12 protein-coding genes are annotated in these 11,941 nt (G+C 44.2%); 7 read left to right on the plus strand and 5 right to left on the minus strand.

Translation table 11 applies throughout. The features are described 5' to 3' along the window. Positions 1 to 40: 40 nt before the first annotated feature. Positions 41 to 1,174: a tRNA 2-thiouridine(34) synthase MnmA gene (gene mnmA / locus ACHLI0_RS14785; protein ID WP_490749499.1), complete on the plus strand. Its 1,134-nt coding sequence runs from the start codon at positions 41 to 43 to the stop codon at positions 1,172 to 1,174. Positions 1,175 to 1,379: 205 nt separating this feature from the next. Here mnmA and ACHLI0_RS14790 read toward each other — a convergent pair whose 3' ends face one another. Beyond that, a complete protein-coding gene (locus tag ACHLI0_RS14790; RefSeq protein WP_490749500.1) occupies positions 1,380 to 2,891 on the minus strand; it encodes a GH3 auxin-responsive promoter family protein in 1,512 nt (503 codons plus the stop codon). Positions 2,892 to 3,028: 137 nt separating this feature from the next. Here ACHLI0_RS14790 and ACHLI0_RS14795 point away from each other — a divergent pair, with 137 nt between their 5' ends. Continuing rightward, positions 3,029 to 4,039, plus strand: coding sequence for an ATP-dependent 6-phosphofructokinase (locus tag ACHLI0_RS14795; protein ID WP_008767561.1), 1,011 nt, complete (start codon positions 3,029 to 3,031; stop codon positions 4,037 to 4,039). A 43-nt stretch (positions 4,040 to 4,082) separates the two neighbouring features. On the opposite strand, the gene rnc is transcribed toward ACHLI0_RS14795, so the two are convergent. Genes rnc through ACHLI0_RS14810 form a run of 3 tightly spaced genes read right to left on the minus strand, consistent with a single transcriptional unit; the run spans position 4,083 to position 6,540 of the window. Continuing rightward, complete coding sequence (rnc, locus tag ACHLI0_RS14800) at positions 4,083 to 5,057, minus strand: ribonuclease III (protein WP_490749501.1); 975 nt, start codon at positions 5,055 to 5,057, stop codon at positions 4,083 to 4,085. After that, positions 5,023 to 6,285: a beta-ketoacyl-ACP synthase II gene (fabF, locus tag ACHLI0_RS14805; protein ID WP_008762962.1), complete on the minus strand. Its 1,263-nt coding sequence runs from the start codon at positions 6,283 to 6,285 to the stop codon at positions 5,023 to 5,025. The genes rnc and fabF overlap by 35 nt, the downstream gene beginning before the upstream one ends. An 18-nt stretch (positions 6,286 to 6,303) precedes the next feature. Beyond that, the gene (locus tag ACHLI0_RS14810) at positions 6,304 to 6,540 is read right to left on the minus strand and encodes an acyl carrier protein (protein WP_004291965.1); all 237 of its coding nucleotides are present in this window, start codon (positions 6,538 to 6,540) and stop codon (positions 6,304 to 6,306) included. Positions 6,541 to 6,638: 98 nt separating this feature from the next. Between ACHLI0_RS14810 and purN the strand changes: the two genes are divergently transcribed. Then, positions 6,639 to 7,265: a phosphoribosylglycinamide formyltransferase gene (gene purN / locus ACHLI0_RS14815; RefSeq protein WP_202572915.1), complete on the plus strand. Its 627-nt coding sequence runs from the start codon at positions 6,639 to 6,641 to the stop codon at positions 7,263 to 7,265. 72 nt (positions 7,266 to 7,337) lie between these two features. Here purN and pdxB read toward each other — a convergent pair whose 3' ends face one another. Beyond that, entirely contained in the window at positions 7,338 to 8,384 is a 1,047-nt protein-coding gene (gene pdxB / locus ACHLI0_RS14820; protein ID WP_490749502.1) for a 4-phosphoerythronate dehydrogenase PdxB, read from the minus strand. 117 nt (positions 8,385 to 8,501) lie between these two features. On the opposite strand from pdxB, the gene ACHLI0_RS14825 reads away from it, so the two are divergent. The 4 genes from ACHLI0_RS14825 to ACHLI0_RS14840 are packed head-to-tail and all read left to right on the plus strand — an operon-like array spanning position 8,502 to position 11,932. After that, positions 8,502 to 9,107: a DUF4254 domain-containing protein gene (locus ACHLI0_RS14825; RefSeq protein WP_055219340.1), complete on the plus strand. Its 606-nt coding sequence runs from the start codon at positions 8,502 to 8,504 to the stop codon at positions 9,105 to 9,107. Between the two features lie 3 nt (positions 9,108 to 9,110). After that, entirely contained in the window at positions 9,111 to 10,142 is a 1,032-nt protein-coding gene (locus ACHLI0_RS14830) for a glycosyltransferase family 9 protein (protein ID WP_055219342.1), read from the plus strand. Between the two features lie 31 nt (positions 10,143 to 10,173). Continuing rightward, complete coding sequence (locus ACHLI0_RS14835; RefSeq protein WP_490749503.1) at positions 10,174 to 11,148, plus strand: glycosyl transferase family 90; 975 nt, start codon at positions 10,174 to 10,176, stop codon at positions 11,146 to 11,148. Positions 11,149 to 11,188: 40 nt separating this feature from the next. After that, positions 11,189 to 11,932: a BUD32 family EKC/KEOPS complex subunit gene (locus ACHLI0_RS14840; protein ID WP_032814211.1), complete on the plus strand. Its 744-nt coding sequence runs from the start codon at positions 11,189 to 11,191 to the stop codon at positions 11,930 to 11,932. The last annotated feature ends 9 nt before the right edge of the window (positions 11,933 to 11,941 follow it).

Below are 11,941 nucleotides of genomic sequence, written 5' to 3' on the forward strand. Positions count from 1 at the left end.
TTAACAAACAAAGATACGGGAAAATCCTTAATTTTGCAGCATGATGGAAGAAAACAAACGAGTATTGTTAGGAATGAGCGGCGGTACGGACAGTTCCGTAGCTGCCATGCGATTGCTGGAAGCCGGATATGAGGTGACCGGAGTTACTTTCCGTTTCTATGAGTTGAACGACTCGACCGAATATCTGGAAGATGCCCGCCATCTGGCAGAGCGTTTGGGAATCCGTCATATCACGTATGATGCCCGCGAGATATTCCGCGAACAGATCATCGAATATTTTGTGCATGAATATATGGTGGGGCATACTCCTGTGCCCTGCACATTGTGCAATAACTATCTGAAATGGCCCCTTCTTTCCAAAATTGCCGATGAAATGGGGATTTTTTATATTGCTACAGGGCATTATGTCCGGAAAGTAAAGGTGGATGATACCTATTATATAACTTACGCTGCCGATTCGGACAAGGATCAGACCTTTTTCTTATGGGGACTCAAACAAGATATTCTTCGGAGAATGTTGCTTCCGATGGGAGATATTACCAAAGTGGAAGCACGTGCCTTTGCTGCTGAACGGGGATTTCAGAAAGTGGCGGTGAAAAGGGACAGTCTGGGCGTTTGCTTTTGCCCGATGGATTATCGAAGCTTTCTGAAAAAGTGGTTGGTCAGCAATTGTCAGCCACAGGTCAGCAATTGTCAGCCGCAGGTCAGCGTAGGTCAGCCGCAGGTCAGTGCAGGTCAGACTTGGTCAGCGGAGGTCAGACGTGGACGATTCGTCGATGAAAAGGGAGATTTTATAGCCTGGCATGAGGGCTATCCTTTTTATACCGTCGGACAGCGGCGTGGCTTGGGCATTCATTTGAATCGTGCCGTCTTTGTGAAGGAAATTCGCCCGGAAAAGAATGAAGTAGTACTCGCTTCCCTACAGGCTTTGGAGAAAACGGAGATGTTACTTAAAGATTGGAATATTGTTAATCGAGAACGTTTGTTAGGGCATGCGGATATCATTGTGAAGATTCGCTATCGGAAACAGGAAAATCATTGTACCGTGACAGTTACACCGGATAACTTCCTGCATGTACAACTTCGCGAACCGTTGACGGCAATCGCATCCGGGCAGGCTGCTGCCTTCTATAAAGATGGTTTGTTGCTAGGCGGTGGAATCATTGTAGAATAATCATTGCTTCAGTCTCTATAAAGTTTGAAAAAGTAAAAATCATCTGCCATCTGCAACAGAATCGACTCATCTTATTCTTTATTTTTTGCTTATAGCGTTGTAGATACCAGTTGCAAGCTGGTAATACAAAAAATTCCCACAGTGCATATTATGTACACTGTAGGATACTTTCTGTCATATAATGATTTAATTTGTTCGGATAACTTTATTCGTTGTTCAGCACCAGCATTGACTCTATATATTCGCGTGTATTGCTTAATCTGGGCACTTTGTGCTGTCCGCCTAATTTTCCCTTCCTTGCCAGCCAGTCATGGAACAATCCCGGACGCGCAACGATGACTTCCAGTGGTTGCAGAGCAATATCTTTCCAACGCTTCGCCTCATAGTCCGAATTTACTTCTTTCAATGTAGCATCAAGTATTGCGGCAAATTTCTCTACGGAATCCGGCATCTTGGCAAATTCTATCAGCCATTGATGACGGCATTTGGCGTGTTCGTCCATAAATACCGGTGCTGCAGAGTATTCGCTCACCTGTGCACCTGTCTCGGCACAAGCCTTAGCTAAGCCTTTTTCGGCATTATCTACAATCAGTTCTTCTCCAAAAGCATTGATGAAATGCTTCGTACGTCCTGTGATGACGAACTTATATGGGTTCTTGCTGGTAAACTTCACCGTATCACCGATCATGTATCGCCACAATCCGCAGGACGTAGAAATCACCATTGCGTAATTCTTGTTAAGTTCCACCTCTTCGAGGCAGTAAGCGCGTGGATTTTCCTTATCAACTTCTTCCAGCGGAACGAACTCGTAGAAAATACCGTAGTCGATCATCAGCAACATGGCAGGGTCTGAAAGATCGTTCTGCGTACCAAAGTACCCTTCGGAAGCGTTGTAGGTCTCTACATAATGCATCTTCTTTGAGTGAATCACCTGCTTGTACTGCTCACGATAAGGGGTGAAAGCCACTCCGCCGTGGAAGAATACTTCCAGATTCGGCCAAACTTCCTCCAGTGTTTGCTTGCCGGTCTTTTCGAGAATACGCTTGATAAGTACCAGCATCCATGAGGGTACACCGGACAAACTGGTCACATTGACAGGAATAGTACTGTTGGCTATTGCTTCTATTTTGGTTTCCCATTCGCTCATCAAAGCGATTTTCTTGCTCGGCACACGAATGAAATTGATTAACGGATTGACGTTCTGAATCAGAATCGCCGACAAGTCTCCCACCAAACTATGGTTGGAGTTGAGGTTCGGACTATGGCTGCCTCCCAGAATCAACCCTTTTCCCGAGAAAAAGTGGCTGTCCGGATTGATGCGGAAGTAGAGTGCCGCAGCATCTTTACCGCCTCTATAGTGAATGTCTTCCAGAGCTTCTTTGCTGACAGGCAGGAATTTGCTTTTATCATTGGTCGTTCCGGATGATTTGGCAAACCAGCGTATTTCCGATGGCCAAAGCAGATTCTGTTCCCCCGCCCGCAAGCGTTCTACATAAGGCTTTATTTCCTCATAAGTCTGTATTGGAAGGCGGTTTCTGAAATCCTCATAGCTACGGATGGAGGCGTAGTCGTACTTTTTTCCCCACTCTGTCTGTGCAGCTTGGTTCACTAAGCGACTCAGCACACGGTGCTGTATCTCACTAGCCTGACTAGCATAAAGGTCTATTTGTTTTAAACGGGAATCGAAAGTCTTACTAATAATCTTTGTAATATTCATTTCTGCTTTAACATAATAATGTTTAGTCGTGCAAAAGTAACCTTATTTATCTTTTTTTTCTATCTTTACGACGGAAATAATCGTTAAAATTTGGCGACTTTTCTTGAATCCCGAGTTTCTGACTAAAAAAAACGACAATGAGAATTGGAATCCTGACTTCCGGAGGAGACTGCCCCGGTATAAATGCCACTATTCGTGGCGTGTGCAAAACTGCCATCAATCACTATGGGATGGAAGTAATAGGAATTCATAGTGGTTTTCAAGGTTTGCTGACAAAAGACATAGAATCCTTTACTGATAAATCCTTATCCGGATTGTTGAACCAAGGGGGTACAATGCTGGGTACTTCGCGCGAGAAACCTTTTAAAAAAGGAGGCGTCGTCTCGGATGTCGACAAGCCGGCACTGATTCTTCAGAATATTCAGGAAATGGGACTGGATTGTGTCGTCTGCATCGGAGGAAACGGAACGCAGAAAACTGCCGCTAAATTTGCCGCAATGGGCGTCAACATCGTATCGGTCCCCAAAACCATTGATAATGATATTTGGGGAACGGATATTTCCTTTGGATTTGACTCCGCCGTGAGCATCGCTACGGATGCCATCGACCGCTTGCATTCTACCGCCAGCTCGCACAAAAGGGTGATGGTTATTGAAGTGATGGGGCATAAAGCCGGCTGGATTGCCCTGTATTCGGGCATGGCGGGTGGCGGCGACGTCATTCTTGTCCCCGAAATCCCTTACAACATCAAGAATATAGGAAATACAATCCTCGAAAGGCTGAAAAAAGGCAAACCCTATTCCATCGTAGTGGTGGCAGAAGGCATCCTGACGGATGGCCGGAAACGTGCCGCGGAATACATCGCACAGGAAATAGAATATGAAACGGGTATCGAAACACGTGAAACCGTATTGGGATATATTCAGCGTGGCGGTTCGCCTACTCCTTTCGACCGTAACCTGTCTACCCGCATGGGAGGACACGCGACAGAATTGATTGCCAATGGGCAATTCGGACGAATGATTGCCTTAAAAGGAGATGACATTTCGTCTATTCCTCTTGAAGAAGTTGCCGGTAAATTGAAGTTGGTAACTGAAGATCACGATTTAGTGATTCAGGGCCGCCGCATGGGGATTTGTTTCGGTTAACTTATAATTTACTCTTTTGTCGTTAGGATGGTAGTTGGAGTTGTCATTCCTTCTCAGTTTCTGTTGCTTCGGCCTCATTAACAGTCGTTTCGACTTTGCCTGCAGTCGTTTCCGCTTCCAGTGCTTCGGTCTCCAAAGTATCCGGTTCCATGGTTTCCGACTCAGTCAATTCAGGTTCGACCGACTCTGTTTCCACTTCTGACGGCTTCGAATGCTGCGACTTCGCTTCATTGACTGTATCCATGAATGTCTGGTCTTTTACCTTCTTGATAGCCATTTGCGCGGCATTCTGCTGAGATTCTTTCTTGGAATAGCCCGTACCGGTTCCGGCAGGAAGCCCTTCGATACGAACCTCTGTCTGGAAAACGGGATTACTGTCATGGTCGAGGAACTGCTCGATCAACTCAAAGGAAACCTCCATCTTGTTCTTCTGGCTCCATTCGATGAGCTTGGACTTGAAGTTGACCTCTTTGCGGGAGATTTTGTCCAGATCAATATAACGGTTGATGATTCGCTGCTCCATAAACTGCTTGCAACGTTCATACCCCTGATCCAGATAAATGGCTCCGATAAATGCTTCGAAAGCATTCCCGTACATATAACTGTTGTGAGAAGAGGAGCGGGTAGAATATTTGATAAGTTTGTCCAGACCGATCTCCACGGCTAACTTGTTCAAAGTCTCCCGTTGTACGATCTTGGAACGTGTGTTTGTCAGGAAACCTTCCCGTTTTCCTTCGAAACGTTTATAGACAATATCTCCTACGATGGCGTCGAGGATGGCGTCACCCAAAAACTCCAGTCGCTCGTTGTTCAGCGGACGTCCCTTCTCGGAGCGGACGGCAGATGACTTATGCAGGAGCGCTTGTTCGTAGATCTGGATATTGTGCGGATAAAATCCGAGTATCCGGTAAAAACAAAGATAAGACTCTCTGTCTTTGCGGAACAGGAGTCTTATCTTATCTATTTGGTTACGTAACACGATTTTACTCAGCGTATTTCTTGAAGATAACGCACGCATTGTGACCACCGAATCCAAATGTGTTGGACAGGGCAACATTAACCTCACGTTTCTGAGCTTTGTTGAACGTGAAATTAAGGTCGTAGTCAATGTTCTCGTCGTTGTCACCTTCTTCGTGGTTGATAGTCGGAGGAACAATGCCGTTCTTGATGGCAAGGATGCTTGCGATAGATTCTACCGCACCGGCAGCTCCCAGCAAGTGACCAGTCATTGATTTTGTAGAACTGATGTTCAGTTCGTATGCGTGATCACCGAATACTTCCTTAATTGCTTTCGCTTCAGAAATATCACCTACCGGAGTAGATGTTCCGTGAACGTTGATGTAATCTACTTCTTTCGGATCCATTTCTGCATCTTCCAGAGCGTTCAGCATTACCAGTTTGGCACCAAGACCTTCCGGATGGGAAGCTGTCAGGTGATGAGCATCTGCAGACATACCTACACCGGCAACTTCTGCATAGATTTTCGCACCACGGGCCTTAGCGTGTTCCAGTTCTTCCAAGATCAGGCAACCGCCACCTTCGCCCATGATGAAGCCGTCACGGCTTGCGCTGAATGGACGTGAAGCCTTGCTAGGCTCATCGTTGCGTGTTGACAGAGCATGCATAGCGTTGAAACCGCCTACGCCTGCAGGGAAGATGGCTGCTTCCGAACCACCAGATACGATTACGTTTGCTTTACCCAGACGAATCAGGTTGAAGGCATCCGCAATGGCATTGGTAGAAGTAGCACATGCTGAACAAGTCGCGTAGTTAGGACCATGGAAGCCATACATGATAGAAATCTGTCCGGCAGCAATATCCGAGATCATCTTCGGGATGAAGAACGGATTGAACTTGGGACCTATTTCCTGATGAGTGTAGTAGTTGCCTACTTCTTCCTCGAATGTATGTATACCACCGATACCGGCGCCAAAAATAACACCGATTCTGTTCAAATCTTCTTTTTCGACGTCAAGACCGGAGTCCGATACCGCTTCTTTGGCAACAGCGACAGCATACTGAGTGTATAAGTCCATCTTTCTTGCCTCTTTACGGTCGATATATTTAGTTACATCGAAGTTTTTCACTTCGCATGCAAACTGGGTCTTGAATTGCGACGCATCAAAATGAGTAATAGGCCCTGCTCCACTAACCCCGTTCACTAGATTTTCCCAGAATTCGGGTACATCATTGCCAACAGGAGTAATGGCGCCAAGGCCTGTTACTACCACTCTTTTTAATTCCATATTGATGAAATCGGATAATTACTTAGCGTGTTCTTCGATATAAGATACAGCATCACCTACAGTACCAATCTTTTCTGCTTGGTCATCAGGAATAGAGATACCGAATTCTTTTTCGAATTCCATGATAAGTTCTACAGTGTCAAGAGAATCTGCTCCCAGGTCGTTAGTGAAGCTTGCTTCGTTAGTAACTTCTGATTCTTCTACGCCTAATTTATCAACGATAATCGCTTTTACTCTTGATGCAATTTCAGACATAACTTTAAGTTTTTAATTAATAATTAGTTTTATTTCTTTAAATTTGCGGTGCAAAGGAATGAATATTTATCGTTTTGCGCAAATATTTGACTAAATAAATGCAGTCTTTTGCACATTTTTCACTGTTTTGTGCATTGAATTCGAGTATAATGAAGAAAAACATCGCCATTTTCGCTTCCGGTTCCGGCTCAAATGCCGAGAATATAATCCGGTATTTCCAAAAGAGCGACTCCGTTGAGGTGTCGTTAGTACTTTCTAATAAAAGTGATGCCTACGTTTTGGAACGTGCGCATCGTTTGAAAGTGCCCTGTAACGTATTCCCGAAGGAGGACTGGATAGCCGGAGATGAAATTCTGGCTATTTTGCAGGAATATCGCATTGACTTTATCGTGCTGGCAGGTTTCCTTGTCCGCGTGCCGGATTTGCTTTTGCATGCTTATCCCGATAAAATCATAAATATACATCCAGCTCTCCTGCCCAAGTTCGGTGGAAAAGGTATGTATGGCGACAAAGTTCACCAAGCCGTAGTAGCTGCAGGCGAAAAAGAAACTGGCATTACTATACATTATATTAATGAGCACTACGACGAAGGAAGCATCATCTTCCAAGCCACCTGCCCCGTACTTCCCGATGACTCACCCGAAGAGGTGGCTAAAAAAGTACACGCTTTGGAGTATGAGCATTTCCCACATGTTGTAGAAGAAACAATAAGTATTAAGTATTAGGTATTAAGTATTAACCATGCGGACTTTTGCCGAATGGAAGTTTAAGCAACTACGGTTAATACCTAATACTTATTACTTAATACCTATTATATTATACGCCTTCTCTTCTCTCCTCAACGGATAATCTCCCCGTAAGGTTTCGAATAGTTCCGGATGGGATTTTAATCGGTTGCTGTCTTCGATGGGATTGTACATTTTCAGCAGAGCTTCTTCATGGTCTTTTGCTTCAATAAGAGGCGAAGATGGGGCGGGAGGGGTGATTTCATAAGTTGCGCTTAGGTGGAAGAAACGGCAGATGGAGTCCAGCGACATTCGGGTGGCATTTGCTTTTCCGTCGGCGGAGTATCCGGCGATATGCGGGGTGCCTATCAGTACCTTTTCTAATAATTCACGGTTAATTTCCGGTTCATGTTCCCATACGTCGATTATTGCGTCCGAGATTGTACCGTTGTTGATGGCTTCCAGCAGGGCGTTTGTTTCGATCACTTCACCTCTTGAAGTGTTAATAACAACAGGCTTTCGTTGGAGAGACCGGAAGAAATTCCCGTCTGCCAGATGGTACGTTTTATATTTCCCTTCCTTATATAAAGGTACGTGAAAGGTGATGATATCACATTCTTCGGCTATTTTCTCTAGTGAGGTGAAGGCAATGTTTCCTTCTTTCTCTTCTCTTGGCAGGTCGTTCAGTAGTACACGCATACCGAAATCCTGTGCGACTTTGGCCACCTTGCTTCCTACATTACCTACACCAATAATGCCGATCGTCAGTTCGTCCGGCTTTTTATTCCGAAGAGATTTCCAGATCAGAAGAGAGGATTGTATATACTGAGCCACCGAGGCGGAATTGCATCCCGGGGCATTCGCCCACTCGATACCCGCCTGTTTGCAGTATTCGGTGTCGATATGGTCAAATCCGATGGTTGCTGTGGCGATAAATTTTACTTTGCTGCCTTCCAGCAATTCGCGGTTGCAGTGAGTGCGGGTCCGGATGATGAGTGCGTCCGCATCCTGTACCAGTTCCCGTGTAAAATCCTTTTCCGGTGCGTAGATTACCTCTTCGGCAATTTTCTCTGCTGCCTCTTTTATATAAGGTATCTTATCATCTATAATAATTTTCATATACAATTCCTTTTTTGCTCAGACAAAGGTAAGAAATAAAAAAGTAAGAAACGGTTGCTTGTCTGAAAAATATTACATAGCTTTGTCCTATTATACATCTATTAGCTAGTTAAGATTATGACATTTAGTAACCTTTGCAATGATATTTTTTGGAAATCGACGACAGATTACCATGTGACGGACAGCGTAGATGCGCCGATGAACAATCCTTACGAGTTGAAGTCGATAGAGTATTATTTGTATCTGAAAAACTGGATTGATGCCGTACAATGGCATTTCGAAGATATCATCCGTGACCCGCATATTGATCCGGTGGCAGCCGTAGCTTTGAAGAGAAGAATCGATAAATCCAATCAGGACCGTACGGATCTGGTGGAGCTGATCGACAGCTATTTTCTTGATCAATATAAGGACGTAAAGCCGCTGGCAGATGCTACCATCAATACGGAAAGTCCTGCCTGGGCAGTAGACCGTCTCTCTATTCTTGCTTTGAAAATTTACCACATGCAGCAGGAAGTGGAGCGTACGGATACGACGGAAGAACATCGTGCACAATGCCAGGTAAAACTGGATATTCTGCTGGAACAACGGAAAGACCTTTCTTCGGCTATCGATCAGCTGCTGGCTGATATTGAGGCAGGGAAGAAGTATATGAAAGTATATAAACAGATGAAGATGTATAATGACCCGGCGCTGAATCCGGTGCTTTATGCAAAAAAATAACGAATGGCGCGTATTCTCATTATCCGTTTCTCAGCTCTTGGCGATGTAGCCATGACGATACCGGTAGTACATTCGCTGGCAGTACAATATCCTCAACTTGAAATTACGGTGTTGAGCCGTGCTGTATGGCAGCCGCTTTTTCAGGGACTTCCTGCAAATGTGAGTTTTATCGGTGCTGACCTGACGGGTAAACATAAAGGATTATGGGGGTTGAACACCCTTTATTCGGAACTGAAAGCAAAGAGTTTCGACTATGTGGCAGATTTTCACCATGTGCTTCGTACGAAATACCTGTGTTTGAGGTTCCGGCTGGCTAATATACCTGTGGCATCTATCTATAAAGGTAGAGTGGGAAAAGAAAAATTAGTTCGCCGCCGGCATAAAGTATTGGAGAACCAGAAAAGTTCTTTCCGTCGTTATGCCGATGTGCTGGAGAAACTGGGTTTCCCTGTATTGTTGAACTTTTCTTCGATTTATGGAGATGAAAAAGGGAACTTTGCAGAGATAGAACCTGTCACAGGAGCGAAAGATAATTTGAAATGGATTGGTATAGCTCCATTTGCCAAACACATGGGTAAGATATACCCTATTGAATTGCAGGAGCAGGTAGTAGCCCATTTTGCCGCCGATCCAAAGGTGAAGGTTTTCCTTTTCGGTGGTGGCAAGAGTGAACAGGAAGTATTCGATGGCTGGGTGGCGAAATATCCTTCCGTCGTTTCTATGATTGGTAAGTTGAATATGCGTACCGAACTGAATCTAATGAGTCATCTGGATGTGATGCTCTCGATGGATTCGGCGAATATGCATCTGGCTTCGCTGGTCAACATTCCGGTGATCTCTGTCTGGGGAGCTACTCATCCATATGCCGGGTTTATGGGATGGAAACAGTTGCCGGTCAATACGGTACAGCTTGACCTGTCATGCCGTCCCTGCTCCGTATACGGACAGAAACCATGCTGGCGGGGCGATTATGCCTGCCTGAGAGAAATAAAACCCGAACAGGTGATAGCGAAGATTGAAGGAATAATCAATTAGGAGCCAGGTACTCCTGAGATATGGAACAAGAATGAAGAATAAACTTTTATATAAGTTGCGTAGCGGGAAGAATCCTAAGTTCATTTACTACTCGGTAAATGCTCTCAGACTTATCATTCCGAAAGGCATTTTCCGGCTACGGTTACAAGGAAAGTTGTCTTCACTATCCCGCCGGAAGGACAAGGAGTATATAGAACATCGTGTTGACTATTATAACAAACTTTCCGGAACGGTGCAATTACCTTCTTCTGCTCCGCATCTTTCAGAGCACAAGATGAGCAAACAAAAAGTGTATTTCTTTGATACTTATCAATATACCCGCTGGTTTTCCGATCAGTTTCAGTGGGGATTTTGTCCCGGTGATGTGACATTTGTTCCCGACTATCCCTCTATTGTGAAAAGTCGTCCGCTGACAGATGATAACGCGAATTCGATTGTGATGAAACTGGATAAGGTTCGTCATTTTATATTTGTGGACGACAAGAAGGCTTTTACTGAGAAGAAAAATATGGTAATCTTTCGTGGAAAGGTAAAAGGAAAACCTTCCAGAAAGCTTTTTATGGAAATGTATTTTCATCATCCGATGTGCGATCTGGGAGATGTCAGCAAAAATACGACTGATCCGGCAGAGTGGCGTACGGAGAAGAAAACGATTAATGAGCATTTGGATTATAAATTCATAATGGCTCTTGAAGGAATCGATGTGGCCAGCAACCTGAAATGGGTGATGTCATCAAATTCAATAGCAGTGATGCCCCGGCCTACCTGTGAGACATGGTTTATGGAAGGCACGCTTATTCCCAATTATCATTATATTGAAATAAAACCGGATTTCTCTGATCTGGAGGAACGGTTGAATTACTATATAGAGCATGTAGACGAATCATTGGAGATCATCAGACATGCCCATGAATATGTGTCCCAGTTTAAAGATAAGAGAAGAGAAAATTTGATATCACTGCTTGTGTTGGATAAATATTTTAAGATGACCGGGCAAAAGAGTTGAGAGATGAAGAGAAGTATGACCATTCTTGTTTTTTCGTAAGATGAAAATAATGATTAACCCCAAATACGAATATCTGAGAGAATATGTAGAACGTATTCCGAAAGATTTTGAGACAATAGGAACGGTAATTCATTCCGGGCGAAATTTGATAAAGATGATCACGGTGGATGGATTGGATATTAACGTGAAACGGTATACGATACCTCCACTGATAAATCGGATCGCTTATGCTTTCTTTCGCCCTTCGAAAGGGAAACGGGCTTTTGTTTATCCGGAGAAACTGTTGGAGAAAGGGTTTGAAACCCCATGTCCTATTGCCTATATAGAAGAGACAAAAATGGGTTTGATTGGTCATTCATATTTTATGAGCATACAATCTCCCTATCGATATAATTTTTGCCAGTTTGGCAATGCGGATATAAAAAGCTGCGAAGATGTAGTGACCGCTTTTGCGGAATTTACAGCGCGTCTGCATGAAGCCGGAATTCTGCATCTGGACTATTCGCCGGGAAACATCCTGTATGACAAGATAGGAGAGGAATATCATTTCTCACTGGTGGATATTAACAGAATGCATTTTGGCGAAGTGGATATTAAGAAAGGTTGTGCGAATTTTGCCCGTTTATGGGGGCAGACACCCTTCTTCATCTTGTTGGGAAAAGAGTATGCCCGTTCGAGAGGGATGGATGAAGAAGAATGTGTGCGTTTGATTCTGCATTACAGAAAGAAATTCTGGAACAGATATCGTCGCAGACATCAGGTCTGGTTTCAGTTGGATATTTAATGGCTAAAG

Source organism: Bacteroides sp. RCH18, assembly GCF_058231005.1.

Coding starts and splice junctions, on each gene's coding strand:
- ACHLI0_RS14790 (WP_490749500.1), bottom strand. CDS start 2,891: ATGAATATTACAAAGATTATTAGTAAGACTTTCGATTCCCGTTTAAAA.
- ACHLI0_RS14795 (WP_008767561.1), top strand. CDS start 3,029: ATGAGAATTGGAATCCTGACTTCCGGAGGAGACTGCCCCGGTATAAAT.
- ACHLI0_RS14830 (WP_055219342.1), top strand. CDS start 9,111: ATGGCGCGTATTCTCATTATCCGTTTCTCAGCTCTTGGCGATGTAGCC.
- rnc (WP_490749501.1), bottom strand. CDS start 5,057: ATGCGTGCGTTATCTTCAAGAAATACGCTGAGTAAAATCGTGTTACGT.
- ACHLI0_RS14835 (WP_490749503.1), top strand. CDS start 10,174: ATGAAGAATAAACTTTTATATAAGTTGCGTAGCGGGAAGAATCCTAAG.
- ACHLI0_RS14810 (WP_004291965.1), bottom strand. CDS start 6,540: ATGTCTGAAATTGCATCAAGAGTAAAAGCGATTATCGTTGATAAATTA.
- pdxB (WP_490749502.1), bottom strand. CDS start 8,384: ATGAAAATTATTATAGATGATAAGATACCTTATATAAAAGAGGCAGCA.
- mnmA (WP_490749499.1), top strand. CDS start 41: ATGATGGAAGAAAACAAACGAGTATTGTTAGGAATGAGCGGCGGTACG.
- ACHLI0_RS14840 (WP_032814211.1), top strand. CDS start 11,189: ATGAAAATAATGATTAACCCCAAATACGAATATCTGAGAGAATATGTA.
- fabF (WP_008762962.1), bottom strand. CDS start 6,285: ATGGAATTAAAAAGAGTGGTAGTAACAGGCCTTGGCGCCATTACTCCT.
- ACHLI0_RS14825 (WP_055219340.1), top strand. CDS start 8,502: ATGACATTTAGTAACCTTTGCAATGATATTTTTTGGAAATCGACGACA.
- purN (WP_202572915.1), top strand. CDS start 6,639: ATGCAGTCTTTTGCACATTTTTCACTGTTTTGTGCATTGAATTCGAGT.